Source organism: Hymenobacter bucti (assembly GCF_042681145.1).
GTDB lineage: Bacteria > Bacteroidota > Bacteroidia > Cytophagales > Hymenobacteraceae > Hymenobacter > Hymenobacter bucti.
Genome location: NZ_JBHUFD010000003.1, coordinates 487,713 through 507,916 on the forward strand (window position 1 = coordinate 487,713; position 20,204 = coordinate 507,916).

Annotated in this window: 14 protein-coding genes; 10 read left to right on the forward strand and 4 right to left on the reverse strand. The window is 60.9% G+C overall.

Annotated features, from left to right (window positions below):
- The first annotated feature begins 14 nt into the window (after positions 1-14).
- Genes ACFSDX_RS09725 through ACFSDX_RS09745 form a run of 5 tightly spaced genes read left to right on the forward strand, consistent with a single transcriptional unit; the run spans position 15 to position 5,706 of the window.
- Positions 15-464, forward strand: a complete 450-nt coding sequence (locus tag ACFSDX_RS09725; RefSeq protein ID WP_382313163.1) for a phosphatidylglycerophosphatase A family protein — start codon at positions 15-17, stop codon at positions 462-464.
- A 4-nt stretch (positions 465-468) separates the two neighbouring features.
- Complete coding sequence (locus tag ACFSDX_RS09730) at positions 469-852, forward strand: GtrA family protein (protein WP_382313164.1); 384 nt, start codon at positions 469-471, stop codon at positions 850-852.
- Positions 849-3,422 carry a DUF5686 and carboxypeptidase-like regulatory domain-containing protein gene (locus ACFSDX_RS09735; RefSeq protein WP_382313165.1) on the forward strand — a complete coding sequence of 858 codons (2,574 nt, stop codon included), beginning with the start codon at positions 849-851 and terminating at the stop codon, positions 3,420-3,422. Before ACFSDX_RS09730 ends, ACFSDX_RS09735 begins: the two co-directional genes overlap by 4 nt.
- A 13-nt stretch (positions 3,423-3,435) precedes the next feature.
- Positions 3,436-4,740: a DUF4833 domain-containing protein gene (locus ACFSDX_RS09740; protein WP_382313166.1), complete on the forward strand. Its 1,305-nt coding sequence runs from the start codon at positions 3,436-3,438 to the stop codon at positions 4,738-4,740.
- Between the two features lie 24 nt (positions 4,741-4,764).
- Entirely contained in the window at positions 4,765-5,706 is a 942-nt protein-coding gene (locus tag ACFSDX_RS09745; RefSeq protein ID WP_382313167.1) for a phosphatase PAP2 family protein, read from the forward strand.
- 137 nt (positions 5,707-5,843) lie between these two features.
- On the opposite strand, the gene ACFSDX_RS09750 is transcribed toward ACFSDX_RS09745, so the two are convergent.
- Complete coding sequence (locus ACFSDX_RS09750) at positions 5,844-7,307, reverse strand: S41 family peptidase (protein ID WP_382313168.1); 1,464 nt, start codon at positions 7,305-7,307, stop codon at positions 5,844-5,846.
- Positions 7,308-7,379: 72 nt separating this feature from the next.
- On the reverse strand, positions 7,380-8,015 hold the full coding sequence (locus ACFSDX_RS09755; protein WP_382313169.1) for an MOSC domain-containing protein: 636 nt from the start codon (positions 8,013-8,015) through the stop codon (positions 7,380-7,382).
- Between the two features lie 89 nt (positions 8,016-8,104).
- Here ACFSDX_RS09755 and ACFSDX_RS09760 point away from each other — a divergent pair, with 89 nt between their 5' ends.
- The 5 genes from ACFSDX_RS09760 (at position 8,105) to ACFSDX_RS09780 (ending at position 17,014) form a co-directional block, all read left to right on the forward strand.
- Complete coding sequence (locus tag ACFSDX_RS09760) at positions 8,105-9,355, forward strand: M1 family aminopeptidase (RefSeq protein ID WP_382313171.1); 1,251 nt, start codon at positions 8,105-8,107, stop codon at positions 9,353-9,355.
- A 270-nt stretch (positions 9,356-9,625) separates the two neighbouring features.
- The gene (locus tag ACFSDX_RS09765) at positions 9,626-11,713 is read left to right on the forward strand and encodes a glycoside hydrolase family 97 protein (RefSeq protein ID WP_382313787.1); all 2,088 of its coding nucleotides are present in this window, start codon (positions 9,626-9,628) and stop codon (positions 11,711-11,713) included.
- Positions 11,714-11,872: 159 nt separating this feature from the next.
- Positions 11,873-12,445 carry a DUF4112 domain-containing protein gene (locus ACFSDX_RS09770; protein WP_382313172.1) on the forward strand — a complete coding sequence of 191 codons (573 nt, stop codon included), beginning with the start codon at positions 11,873-11,875 and terminating at the stop codon, positions 12,443-12,445.
- 235 nt (positions 12,446-12,680) lie between these two features.
- The gene (locus ACFSDX_RS09775; RefSeq protein WP_382313173.1) at positions 12,681-15,695 is read left to right on the forward strand and encodes a glycosyltransferase family 117 protein; all 3,015 of its coding nucleotides are present in this window, start codon (positions 12,681-12,683) and stop codon (positions 15,693-15,695) included.
- 206 nt (positions 15,696-15,901) lie between these two features.
- Positions 15,902-17,014 (forward strand): acyltransferase family protein, encoded by a 1,113-nt coding sequence (locus tag ACFSDX_RS09780; RefSeq protein WP_382313174.1) that lies wholly within the window; start codon positions 15,902-15,904, stop codon positions 17,012-17,014.
- A 63-nt stretch (positions 17,015-17,077) separates the two neighbouring features.
- Here ACFSDX_RS09780 and ACFSDX_RS09785 read toward each other — a convergent pair whose 3' ends face one another.
- Positions 17,078-17,632, reverse strand: a complete 555-nt coding sequence (locus ACFSDX_RS09785) for a GNAT family N-acetyltransferase (protein WP_382313175.1) — start codon at positions 17,630-17,632, stop codon at positions 17,078-17,080.
- Between the two features lie 133 nt (positions 17,633-17,765).
- Positions 17,766-20,168: a glycoside hydrolase family 2 TIM barrel-domain containing protein gene (locus ACFSDX_RS09790; protein WP_382313176.1), complete on the reverse strand. Its 2,403-nt coding sequence runs from the start codon at positions 20,166-20,168 to the stop codon at positions 17,766-17,768.
- Between the last annotated feature and the right edge of the window lie 36 nt (positions 20,169-20,204).

Genomic DNA, 20,204 nt, shown 5'->3' on the forward strand with positions numbered 1-20,204 from the left:
CTAGTTAAGGATACATGTTTAAGCTAATCGCCACCGTGCTGGGCATCGGGTACGTGAAGGGCGGCGGCACGGTGGCGGCCGTGGCCTGCTGCGTCCTGCTGTACCTGGCCCGGCCCGGTGGCGTTTTGCTGCACCTAGGGCCCGCCGCCCTGCTCACGGCGGGGCTACTGGGTGTGGGCACGCTGGCCGCCCAGCGCGTCGAAGGCGTGTGGGGCAAGGACAGCTACCGCGTCGTGATTGATGAGGTGGCGGGCATGTGGGTAGGTATGCTGCTGGTGCCCATCACGGGCCCGCGGCTGCTGGTAGGGCTGGTGCTGTTCCGGTTTTTTGATATCGTCAAGCCCTTGTTCATCCGAAAGATGGAGCAGCTGCCGGGTGGTGTGGGCGTGATGATGGACGACGTGCTGGCTGGCATCTACACCAACGTGCTGCTGCAAGCGGCCGTGCACTTAGGCTACCTCTAAGGCCGTGCGCACCCCTCGTTTTTTGAAGGCCCAAGCGGCCTCCGCGGCCGGCACGGTCCTCGATTTTTTGGTGACTATTGTCTGCGTCGAGGTGTTTCACAGCTGGTACCTGCTGGGTACGGTGCTGGGCAATGTGGCGGGTGGCCTCGCCAATTTTTACTTAGGGCGCTATTTTGTATTTAAAGTGCCGGAGCAGCGGGCACGCGCCCAGGGGGTTAGGTATTTTCTGGTGTGGCTCGGCAGCTTGCTGCTGAACGCGGCCGGAGTTTACTTGTTTACGCAGCTGCTGCACCTCAACTATGTGTATAGCAAAGTGGTTGTCTCGCTGCTAGTCGGCTTTGGGTTCAACTACTTTTTGCAGCTGCATTTCGTATTTCAGAAATCATGAAACGTCTGCCGCTTCGGCATTCCTACCCCGCCGTGCTCGGCTGGCTGCTTTGGCTGCTGGTGGTGCCCGCCGTGGCCGTGGCCCAAGGAGCCACTACTATTACGGGGGTAGTCACCGACGCCAAAACCCGCGAGAAGCTGCCCTTCGTCAGCGTGTCGGTGCCCCAGGCGGCCATCGGCACTAATACCGACCAGGACGGCCACTACACCCTGCAAGTGCCGGCGCAGTATACGGCGGTGGTTTTTACCTACCTAGGGTACCGCTCGGTCACGAAAGCCTTCGTGGCCGGCGCGCCGCAGACCATCAATGTAGCGCTGGCCACTAGCTCGTCGCAGCTCGGCGAAGTTGTAATTCGGGGCTCGAAGCCGCCGCGCTACAAGAACAAGGACAACCCGGCCGTGACGCTCATCCGGCAAGTGATTGCCAACAAGCCCCAGAACCGGCCCGAGAGCTACGACTACGTCGAGTACGATAAGTACGAGAAGATGACCTTCTCCTTCAGTAACTTATCGGAGAAATTCAAGAGCCGCAAGATATTCAAAAACTACCAGTTCCTGTTCAAAAAGCAGGATTCGACGGCGGCGGGCGGCGTCAATATTCTGCCCATCTACATCGAGGAGAAGCTGGCTAAGGAGTACTACCGCAAAAACCCGGAGGCGCGCAAAGCCGTGGAGCTGGGCAACAAGCAAGTTGAGTTTGACAAAAATTTTATTGATAATGAGGGTCTTAGCACCTATTTCAATAGAATGTACCAGGATATCGACATCTACGCCAACAACGTGTCGCTGCTGGGCAACCAGCTCCTAAGCCCAATTGCTGACAACGCGCCAGCGTTTTATCAATTCTACATCTCCGACACGCTGCGCCAGCACGTGCCGCAGCTCATCGAGCTCAGCTTTTTCCCGCGCAACAAGGGCGACATGCTCTTTGCTGGCAAGCTCTACGTGACGCTCGATGGCCACTACGCCGTGCAGCAAGCGCACTTGTCGGTGGATAAGCGCATCAACCTCAACTTCGTCAAGAGCCTGGATGCCAACTTAGAGTTTGCTCTCAACCCCGACCAGCGCTACCACCTCAGCAAAACCTTCCTAGGTATCGACTTTGGCGTAACCGACAAAGGATCCGGCTTTTATGGCGAGCGTACGGTGTCGTTCCAGAACTACCGCGTGAACCAGCCCGCGCCCGAAAGCGTGTACGCGGGCCCGGCGCGGGTGGCCTTGGCCGATAGCACCAGCAGGCGCAGCGTGGCTTTTCTGGAGCAAAACCGGCCCGACAGTCTCAGCCAGGTCGAGCGGGCAATCTATAAAAACGTTGATACCCTCCAGACTATCAAGTCGTTTCAGCGCTCGCTCACGCTGTTCACGTTCGTGCTGTCGGGCTACAAGTCGTTTGGTCCGTTCGAGCTGGGTCCGGCCAATACCTTCTACAGCTTTAATCCCGTGGAGGGCTTCCGGCTTCGGGTGGGGGGGCGCACCACGCCGGACTTTAGCAAGCGGATTTTCTTCGAAACCTACACCGCTTACGGCTTCAAGGACCAGCAGTGGAAGTACTTCCTCAGCAGCACGTATTCGCTTAACGGCCAGTCGATTTACAAGTTTCCGCAGCACTTGCTGCGGGCCAGCTTCCAGCGCGATACCCGTATTCCGGGGCAGGAGCTGGAGTTTGTGCAGGAAGACAATTTCCTGCTTTCCTTCAAGCGCGGTGTCAACGACAAGTACCTCTACAACGACGTGTACCGGCTCGACTACGTGCACGAGTTTAGCAACCACTTTTCGTACTCCCTAGGCTTCCGCAAGCTGCAGCAGTCGCCAGCGGGCGGGCTCTACTTCCGCGATTCGAATGTGGACACACCTGGCCTCATCAATCAGCTCACTACCAGTGAGGTGTCGCTGGGGTTGCGCTGGGCACCCAAGGAGGCCTTTTACCAGGGCAAGCTCTACCGCTCACCCATCATCAACCAGTACCCGATTTTTACGGCGCGGGCGGCGCGGGGCTTCAAGAGCCTGCTGGGCGGCGAGTACAACTATACTAACCTGTCGCTCAACGCCACCAAGCGCTTCTACCTCTCGCAGCTCGGCCACGCCGACGTGGCCTTGGAGGGCGGCTATGTGGTGGGGCAGGTGCCGTTTCCGCTGCTCGACATCCACCGGGCCAACCAGACGTATTCGTACCAACTGTACTCGTACAATCTGATGAATTTTCTGGAATTTGCCAGCGACCACTACGCCAGCTTGTTCATCGACCAAAATTTCAACGGCTTCTTCTTCAACAAGCTACCCGTTATCAAGCACCTTAAGCTGCGCGAAACCGCCTCGCTGAAAGTGCTCTACGGCGGCATTCGGGAAGAGAACAACCCGAATGCTCACCCCGACCTCTACCAGTTTTTACAGGATGCGTCGGGGCGGCCCGTTTCGTTTGCCCTAGGTAGCAAGCCCTACGTAGAAGGGAGCGTGGGCATCGCCAACATTTTCAAGCTCTTCCGTCTCGATATCGTGAAGCGCTTTACTTACCTTAACAACCCTAACGTGGCCGAATGGGGCCTGCGGGGACGTTTCAAAGTTGATTTTTAATTTGCCTGACCGTATGAATTTTGCTACCATCCGGGCGGCGCTCCAAGCCGGAATTTACAAAGTTATCAACCCGTTTGTGCGGCTGCTCATCAAGCTCGGTTTCACGCCTAACGCCGTGACCCTGACGGGCTTACTGCTAAATATTGGCGTGGCCGTGGTGTTTATCATGGGCGGCGAGGAAGGCAACCGCGGCGACCTGCGCTACGTGGGCTGGGGCGGCGCGCTCATCCTGTTTGCCGGCCTCTTCGACATGCTCGACGGCCAGGTGGCCCGCCTGGGCAACATGAAAAGCACCTACGGCGCCCTCTTCGATTCGGTGCTGGACCGCTACAGCGAGCTGTTTACCTTCCTGGGCATCTGCTACTACCTCGTGGCGCACCACTACCTCCTAGGGTCGCTGTTCACGTTCATCGCCCTCATCGGCTCGATGATGGTGAGTTACACCCGCGCCCGCGCCGAGGGCCTAGGCGTCGAGTCGAAGGGCGGCCTCATGCAGCGGCCCGAGCGGGTAGTATTGCTGGGCGTCAGCGCGTTGGCCTGTGGCCTCAGCTCGGCTTTCATCGGGGGCGACTACAAGCTGTTCGTGCCGGGCGTGCCGTTTCATGTCTTCGAAACCATGTCGATTCTGACGCTGCCGATAACGGTGCTGGCGGTGCTGGCCAATATTACGGCGGTGTCGCGGCTGCTGCAAGCCGGCAAGGCGCTGGATGCCAAGGATGCTGCCGAGGCCCAGGCGGCCCCGGTGCCAGCCCCGGTGCAGATACCGGCTCGGTCATCAGTAGCGGCTAAGGTACTGGCTATCGGGCTGTTTTTTTGCGGCTTGCCACTGGCTCAGGCCAGCGCGCCCGGCCTGGTATTTCCGGTGCCCACGGGGATTGTAAACCAGCTTTTTTACTTGCAGCGCGACCCCAACATCAACACGGTTATCTACCAGCTCAACGTGAATAACGCGGGCAAACTAGATGAAGATGAGCCGGTGCACGTGTTTTGGATACGCTACGGCGAGCACGGTGAGCACAAGGACCTGAACTTCATCCAGCGCAAGTTTGCCTACGGCCTCTCGGCCAAGAAGGTAGCCGCTGATAGGTACGTGCTCAAGTTTGCCGCGTACGACAAGGTGCCGTTCTACCTTCAAAAGACGAGCGCCGACAATGCCTTTCACGTGGTCACGGTCATCAACAACAAGCAGATTGTGATAAACCGGGTGTACCTGCGCATTGAGGGCGGCACGTTCTGGGTGCCCAACGTGAAGTACATCGAAGTCAAAGGTTGGAACGCCGCCACCCGCGAGCCCGTGGTGGAGCGGCTGAGCGTGTAGCGCGCCACCCTTTCTCAACTCTTTATGAATCAACTATCTGCCGAACCGGCACGCCCTGCCGGGCGCTGGCTCGTGCCGGCTATCTCGCTGGCGTACTTGCTGTTTTCGCGCTTTCTGATTGGCTTTCGGCCCGAGCAGTTGGTGCTGGTGGGGCTATGTAACGCCGGTTACTTTTTGTCGGCCACCACGCGGCGGTTCATCACCGGGTTTTCCATTTTTGTGGTCTTCTGGGTGCTCTACGACTACATGCGCGCCTTCCCCAACTACCTGTACCGGGCGGTGGACGTGGCGCAGCTCTACCATACCGAGAAGGGGTTGTTCGGCATCCACACCCAGGGCCAGCTGCTAACACCCAACGAGTTTTGGCTGCTGCACCACCAGCCCTGGCTCGATGTGCTGTGTGGTATCTTTTACCTCTGCTGGGTGCCGATTCCGCTGGCCTTCGCGGGCTACCTGTTTTTCAGTAATCGCCGGCTGTTCTTCGCGTTTTCGCTCACGTTTTTGCTGGTTAACATCCTGGGGTTCATCGTGTACTACCTGCACCCGGCCGCGCCGCCGTGGTACGTGCAGCAGCACGGCCTCCAGTTTCAGCCCCTCACGATGGGCAGCACGGCGGGCCTGGCCCGGTTCGATAACTTGCTGGGCGTGCACATCTTTCAGGGCATCTACGCCAAGAACGCCAATATTTTCGCGGCCATGCCCTCGCTGCACTCGGCCTACCCGGCCATCGTGCTATTTTACGCCCTCAAGAATAAGTCGGGTATCTTCAATGGCTTGTTCCTGGTGATTATGCTAGGTATTTGGTTTGCAGCGGTGTACACCAGCCACCACTACGTGCTAGACGTGCTGGCGGGCATCACTATTGCGCTCACGGGCATTGGCATTATTCGCTTTCTGCTGGCCAAAAGTCGAACGTTCAACCGCCTCATCGACGCCTTTATGCAGGCCACGGCGCCGGCTGCCTAGGGTGGTATTTGAGGTGCGGACTGGTTGCCATTGCGAGCGTTGGCGAGGTAATGGCACCAGAGTGGCTCGTCGTGCTGCGATTGCTTCGTTGCGCTTGCAAGGATGGCTCACTTTTCGAAAGTCCTACACAGGAAGACCTAGCGCAGCAGCGCGGGCAGCTGGCTGAGCACGGCATCGGTGTGCGCTGCCACCTGCTGGGGCGTGGGCACCACCTCCAGGTCGGGGCGCACGCCGCGGCCCAGCTGCGGGTGCGGGCAGGCCGTAAGTATGCGAAAGTGCGGCAGTTGAATCACCAGGTGCGTGGCGGGTAACTCTAGCTCCGAAATGGTGCCGCCGTTGCAACCGGCCTCCGCGCCGCCCGTTTCCTGGCCCACGACCGTGATACGCCGCTGCGCCCGCAGGCTGGCGGTGAAGTTAGAAGCGGCCGAAAACGTGCCGCCATCGACCAGCACCACGACCTGGCCCCGAAAATAGTGCCCCCGGTAGGGCTGCTGCGGGCCGATGTCGGGGTTAGCGAAACCGATAGTGCCATCGGGCAAGCGTTTGACACTGGCGGCGTGAAAGTAGTTGGGCTTGGTTGAGTCAGGTTGGGAAAAGTAAGGGAAAAGCACCGGGGCCAACGCGCTTTTATTCAGCACAAAACCGGACTTGCAGAGGTACTTCATCAGGTCCACCGAAATCTCCTGATTACCGCCCGCGTTGCCACGCAGGTCGATAACCAGCCGCTTGACGCGGCGCTGGGCCAGTTCGGTAAACAGCTGGCGGTGAAAGGCTTTGTAATCTTCCAGCTCGTCGTAGCTAAACTCGCGGATGCGCAAAATGGCCGTGGCGGGCAAGTCCTCGGGGTAGCGCACCCACCGCAGCCGGTCGAGCTGGCGGGTGCGTGCCTGCGCGGCCGTGAGGGGCGTGGGGGCGGGCGCGAGGGGCTTGGGTTTGGCGGGCCTAGGCAGGGGCGTGAGTGTCCGCTGCTGCCCCGTGCTGTCGCGCACCAGCACCGGGTAGGTGGGCTTGGCCTCGTAAAAACTCCAGTAGTAAGCGTCAAAAAAGCCCACTTCCAGCTCCTTGTCCTGAAAGCCGGTGCCGTAGCCATCGGCCGCAATGAGCGAGCGCAGGCGCGGCAGTACTTCGGCCGTGGGGTGCCCGTCGATGGCCAGCAGCTCAGTGCCGGGCCGTAGCTCGGGCGCGGTGCTCTGGTTTTCGGCCACGAAGAGTCGGTCGTGGCGCACGGCCACTGTGAACGGCAGGTAGGGGTGGGGCTGCCGCCGAAACCACGCCCGATAAGCGGCCGAGTGCTGCACTCGCGTGTGCCCGCAGTGCATCCGCCCCACCAGCGTTTGCAGCAGCTGCCAGTACTCGGGCTCGGCCATCGGGTGGGTGAGCGCGGCCGCCGTGCGGGCAAAGGCGCGGTCGAGCGAGTCCTTGGGCGTGTACCAGTACAGGCCGGGGTGCACTTCCTCCAGCGCCCGGCGCAGGTACGCGAAGTCGCTTTGCAGCTGCGCCACCTCGTAGCGCCGCGCCGGGTCGTAGGTGGCGGGCGGCGTTGGTTGGGCCGACGCCCCTAGGTGCCCGATGCAACAGAGTAGCAGGAGGAGTCGTTTCATGCAGTTAAGCGCCTTGTTTAGGAGAGTTTCGCGCATTCAGCCAGTAACTCGGGCTGCAAAGTCCAAGCTACATCAACCTAGTAGCAGACCTAGGCGCTCGCGCCAGCTGGGTGAGAGGGTCGGGAGCGCCAGCAGCGCCCGCACCTTGGCCAGGTCCGGGTAGCCGGGCGCCAGCATCTGCACCATGTCGTGAATGGTGACGGCGCAGGCCGACGCCTCGACCAGCGCAATGGCATCGCCCGCTTGCAAAAAGCCCTCCTGAACCACCCGGAAGTAGATGCCCGGCCGCTGCGCCTGCTCAAACTCGCGCACCAGGCTCGGCCGCTGCCACCGGATGCCCAGCTTCAGGCAGGGCCGCCGCGGCTGCACGGCCATGAGCACGGCCGTGCCGATTTGGAAGCAGTCGCCCACCCGCACCTGGGTTTCGAGCAGGCCGGTGGTGGTCAGGTTCTCGCCGAAGGCGCCGGCCCCGAGCTGCGCGGCGGGCAGGAATTGTTGCCAGTAGGCGTGGTGCTCGTGGGGGTAGGCGTACACGGCTTTGTCGGGGCCGCCGTGCACGCGCAGGTCGGCCTGGCCATCGCCGGCTAGGTGTTCGGCGTGCAGTTGCACCGGTCCCGCTACGGGCTGCTTAAAGATGCTGGTGCGGACGGTGTGGCCCTGCCACGCAACGTCTTGGGGCAGTGCCGCATTCAGGGAGAGGAGTTGCATGGCGCGAAGTAACGGCCGAGCTAGCGTAACGAAGGCCGGAGCCGGACAGTATCCGGCGGGGCCTACCTTCGGCTTTGCTTCTACTCGCTATGAAATTTCTTGTAATGCTGCTCGGGCTGGTCCTGGGCAGCGTATTGACCGGCTACGCCGTGCCCCGCGTGCGGGTGCAGCTGGCATTCGAGCCGGCCACGCGGGCTTTTACCTGCCGCTATACCTTCGCGCTGCCCGCGGGCGATACTACGTCGGTGCTGCGCCTTAATCTGAACAAAAATTTTCGGGTGCAGCGCGTGCAAAGCGGCTGGGGCGTGGCCCAGATGCGGCGCCTCTACTACCCCTTTTTTGCCGATACTATGCAGCAAGTAGTGGTGCGCTACCCGGCCGGCCGCCGGGCCCGCACGCTCACGCTAGTGTATGCGGGCATCCTAGGCCAGGAGCGTACTACGGCGCAAGTGCTGGAGTTTAGTGGCCATTCCAACTGGCTGCCCTTCCGGCCGCTGAGCGAGTTTGAGGTAGTAGAATATACCCTAGCGGTGCGCGTGCCGGCGGGCTACCAGGTGCGCAGCACGCGGCCGCCCCGACGCACGCGGCCGGGTAGCTATGAGTTTGAAGGCCAGGCGAGTGCCATTGAGCTGACTGCCATCATCGCCCCGCAGTTTCAGCAAGTGGTAGCGCGCACGGGGGCCGCCGTTAGCGTCGTGAAAGCGGGCGCGGCCCTAGGTCCTACCGAGGCTGCCATTCTGCCCAAAGCCCAGGATATTGTGGCTTTTTACAACCGCACCATCGGCCGCCAAGATTCCATCAGCCGTTTTACGGTGCTGCTCACGGGCACCCAACAAGACGCTTTTGGCCTGCTCGATAATGCCACCGTCATCACCTACGTCAGCCCGGATTTTGACCTAAGCCAGCGCGAAGATTTGCTGATACTGGCCCACGAAATCAGCCACAAATGGTGGGGCTACGGCTCGGTGCACGACGAAAGTGACTGGCTGAACGAGGCCTTCGCCACCTACTCCAGCATGCTTTATTTGCAAGCCAAAGGCGATACGGCCGGCTACCGCCAAAACTACACGAAGCTTGCCAAAACCACGGCCAATACGCCGCCCATCATCGGCTTCGACCGCATGAAGTACGAGCCCGGCATGTACCGCCGCGTCATCTACAACAAAGGCATGACCGTGCTGGCCGCGCTGCACACCCGCGTGGGCACCGCGCAGCTGTACAGCATCTTGGCTCGCACCGCGGCCCAGCGCGTGGGCACTACGCAAGCTTTTCTGGACGTAGTAGGGCAGGTGGCTGGTCCCGATAGCCGCGCCTGGCTACTTGCAAGATTGAGCGAATAAGCTATAATCGCCGGGTTATCTATTGAAGAGTTTGGTGAGTCAGCTAGCCGTCGCTGCAGGTTGTCCGGCATGCAGGGCTGCCCTGCGTTCGGGCCGTTTCATAGTAAATGCTTGCTGCGCAAACGCTCGGACGCGCAGCGGCCAAGCTACAAATGCTAAAAATTGCTGACGGACCTTTGCGGCTGGGTATCCTCCACTTTGCTCTTTCAAAATTCCCACGTGAAACAATTACACTCCACCAATCGCGGCCTGGCGGGCCGGGTACTCGTCGTGCTCTGCCTGAGCTGGCTGGGCCAGCAGGCGCGGGCCGAAGAAATCAAGTCGCCCAACCGTAACCTAACGCTCAATTTCTCGCTGCAAGCGGGCGGCGTGCCTACTTATAGCCTCACCTACAAGGGCCGCGCCGTTATCAAACTCAGCCACCTAGGGCTGGAATTGAAGCAAGGCCTGGCACTTACCAACGGCTTTGCCGTGACGAGCAGCAAAACCCGCGCTTTCGATGAAACCTGGACGCCGGTCTGGGGCGAGGTCAAAAACATTCGTAACCACTACAACGAGCTGACCGTCACGCTCACGCAGGCGGCCACCAAGCGCGTGATGCTGGTGCATTTTCGAGTGTTTGATGATGGCTTGGGCTTCCGCTACGACTTTCCGAAGCAGCCCGAGCTGGCGTATTTTGTGGTGAAGGAGGAGCGCACGCAGTTTGCGCTGGCCGGCGACCACAAGGCATTCTGGCTGCCTGGCGACTACGACACCCAGGAGTACAGCACCACTACCTCGAAGCTCTCGGAGGTGCGCGGCCTGATGAAAACGGCCGTGACCGATAACGCCTCGCAAACCACGTTTTCGCCCACCGGCGTGCAAACGCCGCTCATGCTCAAGAGCCCGGACGGCCTGTACATCAACCTGCACGAGGCGGCGCTGATTGACTACTCGACCATGTCGCTGGAGCTGGACGACAAGAACATGGTGCTCGAATCGCACCTCACGCCCGACGCGCAGGGCAACAAAGGCTACTTGCAGACGCCCTGCCTCTCGCCTTGGCGCACCATTATCGTGAGCGACCGGGCCGGCGACATCCTGGAGTCGAAGCTGGTGCTGAATCTCAACGAACCTACTAAATACACCGACGTTTCCTGGATTAAGCCCACCAAGTACGTGGGCGTGTGGTGGGAAATGATAACCGGCAAGAGCACCTGGTCTTACACCAACGCCACCAACATCAAGCTCGACTCCACCGACTATTCCAAGCTCAAGCCCAACGGCACGCACGGCGCCAATACGGCCCACGTGAAGGAGTACATCGACTTTGCGGCCCAGCACCACCTCGATGCGGTGCTCGTGGAAGGCTGGAACACGGGCTGGGAGGACTGGTTTGGCCAGAGCAAGGACTACGTGTTTGATTTCGTGACGCCTTACCCCGATTTTGACGTGCAGGAACTGCACCGCTACGCGGCTAGCAAAGACGTCAAAATCATCATGCACCACGAAACCAGCGGCTCGGTGCGCAACTACGAGCGCCACCTTGATAAGGCCTATAAATTCATGGCCGACAACGGCTACAGCGCCGTGAAGAGTGGCTACGTGGGCAACATCCTGCCCAGGGGCGAGCACCACTACGGGCAGTGGCTCAATAACCACTACCTCTACACCATCACGGAGGCCGCCAAGTATAAGATTATGGTGAACGCCCACGAGGCCGTGCGCCCCACCGGCCTGGCGCGCACCTACCCCAACCTCATCGGCAACGAGGCGGCGCGGGGCACCGAGTACGAGTCGTTTGGCGGCAACAATGCCGACCACACCACCATTTTGCCCTTCACCCGCCTCATCGGCGGGCCGATGGACTACACGCCGGGCATCTTCCAAACTAAAATCAGCGCCTACAATCCCGAGAACAAGTCCTTCGTGCACAGCACCCTGGCCCGCCAGTTGGCCCTGTACGTGACCATGTACTCGCCGCTGCAAATGGCCGCCGACCTGCCCGAGACCTACAATAAATTCCTCGACGCCTTCCAGTTTATCGAGGACGTGGCCGTGGACTGGGACGATAGCAAGGTGCTAGAAGCCGAGCCCGGCGACTACATCACCATCGCCCGCAAGGCCAAGGGCAAGCCCAACTGGTTTGTGGGCAGCACTTGCGACGAGCAGGGCCGCACCTCCACCATTAACCTAGGGTTCCTGGACCCCGGCAAGAAGTACGTGGCCACCATCTACGCTGACGGCAAGGACGCGCATTACGAGAAAAACCCACAGGCCTACGCCATCCGCAAAGTCAACGTGACCAGCAAAACCAAGCTTACGCAGTACTGCGCGCCGGGCGGCGGCTACGCCATCAGCCTGGTGCCGAGCCGGTAGGGCCTAGGGTTATTTTGGGAAGGAGCGTCGGGCTGGGTAGCCTGACGCTCTTTTTTATGGGCTCGCCAGGCGTGGGCACCTCACCCCCAGTCCCTACGCTATGTAGGCACCCGCCCGCCGCCCGCCAGCGTATACAAGCCACCACTTTACCCTGCCTCCATGCCGTTGCTCACTACTCGCCCCGTCGTTGACCCCAATCCCTTTGAAGCCGATGAGCGTCTGCGCTGGGTTGGGCGCGTAGCGCGCCTCATGGACAGCCAGTTTCAGCTGCCGGGCACGCGGTTTCGCTTCGGGCTGGACCCATTGCTGGGCTTGGTGCCCATCGTGGGCGACTTGTCGTCCACGGCCGTGTCGGTGGCCCTGCTGCTGACCATGATGCGCTACGGTGCCAGCGGGGCAGTAGTGGTGCGCATGGCACTCAATATTTTCGTTGACACCGTAGTAGGGGCTATTCCGCTGTTGGGCAACGTGTTCGACTTTGCCTATAAGAGCAACGAGCGCAATGTAGCGCTACTACGTAGCCACTACGCTGAGGGCCGGCACAATGGCAGCGGCAAAGGCCTGGTAGCGTTGCTGCTAGTGGCGTTTGTAGCGCTGGCAGGCCTGGTGGGTTGGGGCGGCGTGGAGCTGATACGCTGGGTGTGGCACTACTTCGAGGCGCAGCCTCAGGGCGCCGCGAGCTCCGTGGGGCCGGTAGCCGCAATGCTGCGTGGCTGGTACCGCGGGGCGTAAGCAGTGGCGCTGCCCTAGGTCGATAAAAAATAATATTCAAGAATAAGGGAAATTACTCCGCCGCTGGGCGCAACCCCGGCGGGCGCGGCGTGTCGTTTGGGCAGACAGCGTTTGCAGAAGGAGGGGTGAGTACTAGGCTAGCTAACTGGTGCCAATGACCAGCTTAGTCGGCTAGTTCGCGCCCACTCCGCAGCGGCTGGCCTGTTGCTTCCACCCTTATTTCTGAATATTGCCGATGCAGTCTTTCTCCAAAAAGAACAACCTCGTAGGCTGGCTAGTCTTTGCCGTAGCCCTAGGTACCTACCTCAAGACCCTGGAGCCCACGGCCTCGTACTGGGACTGCGGCGAGTTCATCGCCTGCGCCTACAAGCTGCTGGTGCCGCACCCGCCGGGCGCACCCACGTTTCTGCTGCTGGGCCGAGTGCTGTCGCTGCTGAGCTTCGGCAACCGCGAAGTAGTGGCCGTGCTCATCAACGCCTTATCGGGCCTGAGCAGCGCGTTTACGGTCTTGTTTCTGTTTTGGATAATTACCCACCTAGGGCGCAAGCTGCTGGTGCCAAGCGTGGTAGCAGGGGTCGATGCCCCGGCGCCCACGGCCGGGCAAACCTGGCTCATCCTGGGCGCGGGTGTGGTGGGCGCGCTCAGCTTCGCCTTTTCTGACTCGTTCTGGTTTAATGCGGTAGAGGGCGAAGTTTACGCCATGTCGAGCTTGTGCACGGCCGCCGTAGTCTGGATAATGCTGAAGTGGGAAGCCCGCGCCAGCGAGGCCGACTCCGATAAGTGGCTCATACTCATTGCCTACGTCATTGGTCTCAGCATCGGGGTGCACTTGCTGAATTTATTGGCCTTGCCGGCGTTGGCCTTCATCTACTACTACCGCCGCACGGCCAAACCGACTACCCTAGGGGGCATTATCACGCTGGTAGTGAGTATGGGTATCGTGGGCTCGGTGCTGGTGGGTATCATTCCGGGCCTGCCCACGCTGGCGGGTGGGTTTGAGGTGTTCTTTATCAATAACTTAGGGTTGCCTTTCAACTCAGGCTTGATAATCTTCCTGGGGCTGTTTGGCGGGCTTATTTACGCGGGGTTCAAGCTGTCGCAGCGGCGCCAGAGCCAGCTGCTGAACACGGCTATGCTGTGCTTCGTGTTCATTCTCATTGGGTATTCGAGCTACCTCATCGTACCCATTCGGGCCTCGTTTCACCCCACTATCAATGAGAATAATCCGTCGGACGTGCTCTCCTTTGTGAGCTACCTCAAGCGCGAGCAGTACGGTTCGCGGCCCCTGCTCTACGGCCCGCAGTTCAACGCCCAGCCCGACCACTACGAGGAGGGCACTCCGCGCTACCAGCGCAAGGCCGGCCACTACGAAGAGCTGCTGCCCCGCGCCCAGGAGCCCGGCTACGCCGACGCCGACAAGATGCTGCTGCCGCGTATTTACAGCACCATTCCGGCTCAAATTCAAGAGTATAACACCTGGCTGCCGGGCCTGAATGCCAACCCCAACGAACCCACCGCCAACCCCAAGCCCACGATGGGCCAGAACCTGAGCTTCCTGTTCAAGTATCAGTTGGGGCATATGTTCTGGCGCTACTTCGGCTGGAACTACCTCGGGCGCGAGTCCGACATTCAGCAGGCGGGCGTGCTCACGCCGTTTAGCACTGCGGCCAGTGAGCTGCCGGCGCGGGTGGGGCAGAGTGCGGCGCACAATAATTTCTTCGCGATTCCGCTCATCCTGGGGCTGATAGGCTTGGTGGTACAGCTGCGCCGCCGGGGCGCCGATGCGCTCATCGTGGGGCTGCTGTTCGTGTTCACGGGCCTGGCCATTGTGGTGTACCTCAACCAGCCACCCATCGAGCCCCGCGAGCGCGACTACACCTTCACGGGCGCCACGTTCGCCTTTGCCATCTGGATTGGCCTCGGAGTCATCGGGCTGGCGCAGGCCCTCGAAGCGGTGCTGCGGGCCGACCGCCTGCGCACTACCGTGGCCGTGCTGCTGGGGCTGGCCTCGCCCGCCATCCTGGCCTCGCAGGGCTGGGACGACCACGACCGCTCGGGCCGCTATGGCGCCGTGGACGCGGCCAAGAACATGCTCAATAGCTGTGCCCCGAACGCCATTCTGTTCACCAACGGCGACAACGACACCTTCCCGCTCTGGTACGCCCAGGAGGTCGAAGGCTTCCGCCCCGACGTGCGCGTGGCCGTGCTGCCCTACATGAACACCGATTGGTACATCCAGCAGCTCAAGCTCCAGGTCAATCAGTCGGACCCGCTGCCCCTCTCGATGGGCGACACGACCTACTCGCAGGGCAACAACGACATGCTGCCCTTCATGCCCAACGCGGCCGTGGACAGCCTCGACCTCAAGCAATTCCTGGCCCTCGTGGGCCAGGATAGCCCGCTGCTCCGCTACACCGACGGCACGTTTTCGACCAGCACCTTCCCCACGCCCAACTTCTTTCTGAAAGTAGACAAGGCTGCCGTGCAGCGCGCCGGCCTCGTGGCGCCCGAGCGCAAAGACCAGCTGGTGAGTGAACTGCATTGGAGCATGGGCAAGCGCACCATGGAAAAGAAAAACCTGGTGATGCTCGACATCATCGCCACCAACAACTGGAAGCGCCCTATTTACTTCAGCTCCACAGTGGCCTCCTCCGATTACATGAACCTGGAGCCCTACTTCCAGCTCGAAGGCATGGCATACCGCCTGCTGCCCTTCAAAAACCCCAGCCCCGCCGAAGCGCAGGAAGAAGGCTACGTAGCTACGAGCCTCAATGATAAGCAGCTGCTACACGAGTTCTCGTACCGGGGTCTCAACAACAAAACCATTTTCTACGACGAAAACAGCCTGCGCTACCCGTCGTACTACCGCGATAAATTTGCCCGCCTTGCCAATGCCTACCTCGCCAAAGGCAACGCCGCCAAGGCCAAGGAAGTAGCTGACTACTGCCTACAAGTGATGCCGCCCGACACGGTGCCCTACGATTCGTTTTCGCCCCTGCTGGCCCCGGCGCTGCTGGCCGGCGGCGAGCGCCAACGCGCCAACGTGCTGCTCGACACCACCCTGCGCGAGGCCACGCAGTCGCTGGACTACTACGCTACTCGCCCCGACGCGGCCCTGTTCGACTTCCCCCGCAACCTAAATCTGATGCAGGTGCAGAACGTGTACCGCGCCGCCGCCCAGATGCAAGACACCGCCCGCGCTCAGCGCGCCCTGGCCGTGTTGCAGCCCTACTTGCAGCGGCAGCGCTAGCTCATTAGCTCCATAACAACCCTATAAAAAAGCCCCGACCGCCAGGTCGGGGCTTTTTCGTAGCTTCGCCGCCCACGAAACATCTCTGAGTGTGCATCATGCCAATAAATGCGAGGCTAGACGAAAATGCGAAGGTATTCTGAGCGTATTCAGCCTGAGCCTTTGCCATTTAATTGATAAACCCTACGTTTCTTATTCAAGAACTAGTGACTACTGCTAGCCTCTCCGCCAAGCCGCATTACCCCATCTTGGATGGCTTACGCGGGGTCGCAGCGCTTATCGTGGTCACTTTTCACCTGAGCGAGCCCCTAGGCACTGGGCACCTGGATATCTTGGTCAACCATGGCTATCTGGCCGTTGACTTCTTCTTTCTCTTGTCCGGCTTTGTAGTCAGCTACGCGTATGACGACCGCTGGCCGACCATGACCGTCGGCACGTTCTTGAAGCGCCGCTTCGAACGGCTACAGCCGCTGGTGGTGCTGGGGATGACCCTGGGGGCCATCGGGTTCTATTTCACCGATTCCACTATCTGGCCGCTCATCCATACCGTTCCGCTGTGGAAGCTGCTGCTGGTGCTGTTCATTGGCTATACGGTTTTGCCGGTGCCCTTATCGCTGGATATCCGGGGCTGGCAAGAAATGCACCCGCTCAATAGCGTCGGCTGGTCCTTGTTCTTTGAATACCTGGCCAATATCCTCTACGCCCTCGGCCTGCGCAAACTCTCCAATACCGCGCTGGCTCTGTTGGTGTTAATCGCGGCGCTCGCGCTCGCGCACTTGGCCATTACCAGCCCGGCCGGCGATGTCAGCGGGGGGTGGACCCTCAACGCGGAACAGGTCCGCGTGGGGCTGACGCGGACGATGTACCCCTTCTTTGCTGGGCTGTTGCTGTCGCGAGTAGCGAAACCTACCCGTATCAAGCACGCCTTTTTATGGTGCAGCCTCGTGCTAGCCCTGGTTTTATATATGCCGCGCCTCGGCGGCGCAAACCAGGTATGGCTGAATGGAATCTATGAAGCCGTCTGCATCATCCTGGTTTTTCCACTCGTAGTGTACGTGGGTGCCAGCGGGGTGCTTCATACCCAGGCAGAAGGGAAGCTGTGCAAGTTCTTGGGAGATATCTCCTATCCGCTGTACTTGGTACATTATCCGCTGGTTTATTTTTACGTCGCCTGGATTAGCAACCACAAAGGCGTGACCCTCGGGCAAGCCTGGCCCTACGCGTTGCTGATTCTGCTAGGGGCCGTTGCGCTAGCGTATGCCAGTTTGAAATGGTACGATGAGCCAGTGCGCCGCTGGCTGCGAACTAAACTGGGGTAAGGATAAGCGCAACAATTTGGGGCTTTCTGCAGGTGGCAGCAACCTAGTGACGCAGCGCTGCCGCTACGTCACCGGAAACATTAGAATATCATAGGCTTGGCCTTGGAAATTAAGCTCTCCCACTGGCTCCAATCCAAGCTTCTGGACGTGCACCCACCGGGAGGCCGCGTTTTCGGCGGCGATGAAGGCCACGCCTAGGTCAAATCGGCCAGCCAAGCGCTGCTTAGTAGCCGCGAACAGCTGCTGCAACAGGCCCTGGCCCCGGTACTCTTGCCGCACCAGCACCGGGCCGTAGTAAAACCACCGGTAGTCGGTGAGTGGGCGCTGCTGGTACAGTAGACTAGGCAGCAGCGCGCTGATGGCCTGAATAAAAGGGGGATAGCGCTCAGTTGGCAGCTTGGAATTGATAACAAACCCGGCTAGCTCTTCCTGATAGTACGCCACCTGGCCCGGCACCGAGGCCAGCATGGCTCCCAGGGCTGGCGCCGCAAACGAGCCCGTGAGAAAGCCGCCCTGCCGGGCGGTTTCATCCAGGTTTTGGTAGGTGTATTGGTTGGCTAAGTCGGCCAGCGCGGGGGCGTCGGCCACCGAGGCTTCCCGGATTAGGAACTCGTGCATGGATGATAAAGGTAGAAGTAGCTTGGACTTTGTAGTCCGAGTGCTCGCGTAGCGAGCATCCACGTCAGAACGGCTTGAACGCAGATGCTCGCTGCGCGAGCGTTTGGACTACAAAGTTCAAGCTACTTGCTGGTTACTCCGCTCGCAGCTCGGTCTTGGTCGGGCGCAGCCCCGGCGCGGTCAGCGTCACGCCGATGGGCCCGGCGCCAGTGGCTTGCACATATACTAGCAGCCGCCCTAGGTGGGCGCGGTGGCGAGGCGTCGTGGGTGCGTCGTGGTTAGCTAAGTCGCCGTTTTCGATACCCAGCAGGCGGGCGGGGCCGGTGAGGGCCACCGTGATTTCATCGGTGGCCGTGAGTACGGGGCGGCCGGCCTCGTCCACAATGGTGACTTCGAGCTGGGCCAGGCCGCGGGTTTTGGCGGGCAGAGTGCGGCGGTCGGGCGTGAGTTGGATGGCGGCGGGGGCGCCGGCGGTTTGTAGCTTTTGCTCGCTCACTACTTTGTCGTTGCGGTAGCCTTTGGCCGATAGCTCGCCAGCGGCGTAGGGCACGTCCCAGGTGGGCTGGTGGCCGGTTTTCTTACCTAGGGACTGCCCGTTGAGGAATAGCTCGGTTGTCTCGTTGGTAGTGTAGGCGCTCACGCGGACTTGGGTGGCGGCAGGCCAGTTCCAGGTGGCGGTGCCGCGGGGGCGACGGCCGGTGGCCCCGGCGGCGGGTGCTTCGGCGGTCACTAGGTAGAGCATAGGCGCGGTGGTCCAGAGGCTCTGGCGCAGGTAGTATTCGGGCTTGGGAAAGCCGGCCATGTCGAGCAGGCCCGCGCCGTTGGCGCGCTGGGGCCACTTGCCAGCCTCGCCTAGGTAGTCGATGCCGGTCCAGAGGTACTGGGCCGAGACGTAGGCGTTGCTATCGACGGCGGCCCAGGCGTCGCGGGCCATGCCGTTTTCGCTGCCGTAAATGATGCGGTTGGGGTATTTGGCGTGGTCCTCGGCGTAGCGAAATTCCTGGTAGTTGTAGCCCACTAGGTCGAGCGCGGCGGGGTAGTCGGTGAAGTTAGACATCACCACGCCGGCCAGCGCCGCCGTGATGGGCCGCGAGCTATCGGCCAGCTTGGCCACGGTTACCAGACGCTCGGCAATCGGGCCCATTTCGGCGGCGGGTGGGTGGGTGGGCAGGTAGCCCTTGCCGTAAATCTGGGGGTTGCGGCCGGTGTTCAGCACCTCGTGCGAGTAGGGGTCGTTGGGGTAATCTATCTCATTCCCAATGCTCCACATGATGATGCTTGGGCGGTTGCGGTTGCGCAACACCATGTCGCGCAGGTCGCGCTCGCCCCACTCTTTGAAGTACTCGTGGCTGCCAAACTGGGCGGGCGTGCCCACGTTCCAGCCGGCCACCCACTTGTTTTTGCCGTGCTCCCATTCGTCGAAGGCCTCGTCCATGACCAGGAAGCCTAGGCGGTCGCAGAGCTGGTAGAGGTAGTCGGCGTGCGGGTTGTGGCTCATGCGCAGTGAGTTGCAGCCACCCGCCTTGAGCAATTTGAGGCGGCGTTCCCACACCTCGGGCGGCACGGCCACGCCGAGCGCGCCAGCGTCGTCGTGGATGCACAGGCCCTTGAGCTTCAGGTTCTCGCCGTTCAGGAAAAAGCCCTGGTTGGCATCGAAGCGGATGGTGCGCACGCCCACTTCCTCGCTCACTTCGTCGGTGGGCTGGCCGGCCACGGCTAGGGTGGTGCGCAGGCGGTAGAGGTTAGGGTGGTCCACGGACCACAGCGCGGGCTGCTTGATGGGCAGGGTGAGGGTAGCCGTGGCATCAGCCTTGGGTTTGGCCGAAACGGTTTGTTTGGCCGTAGCCACAATTTGGCCCTTGGCATCGAGCAAGGTGCTGGTAACTACCACGGTTGTGGCCTTGGCCGAGGTATTCGTGAAGCTTACCGCTACCCGGCCGGTGGCGGCGCTGGCGCTCACGGTGGGCGTGGTGAAGGCCACGCCCCAGGGCCGGATGTGCACCGGCGCGGTGGCCAGCAAGTACACGTTGCGGTAGATGCCCGAGCCAGTGTACCAGCGCGAATCGGCCACCTCGTGGTGGTCGGCGCGCACGGCCAGCACGTTGGGGCCGGTGGCCTTTAGGTAGGGCGTCAGCTCGTACTGGAAGGAGGCGAAGCCGCTGGGGCGCTTGCCCAGCGAGTGGCCATTGAGCCACACCTCGCTGTTCTTGTACACCCCATCGAAGTAGATGAACACCTGCTTATTGCGAAAGCTGGCGGGCACCGCGAACGTCTTGCGGTACCAGCCCACGCCACCCGGTAAAAAGGCGGTGGCGCTGGCCCACTGCTCGCTGTACGGCCCCTCGATGGCCCAGTCGTGGGGCAGGGTGAGGGCGCGCCAGTCCTGGTCGGCGGCCTTAGGCTGCTCGCTGCCCGGCGCATCGCCTAGGTGGAATTTCCAGTCGGTATTGAAAAGCAGCTGCTGGCGCTGGGCCAGGGCCGGCCGGGTAATTAGTAGCCCGCTCAGGACCAATAGGAGAAGAATCTTGCTGTTCATTATGGGTGGGAAAAGGACAGATGGCAAATAAGATTT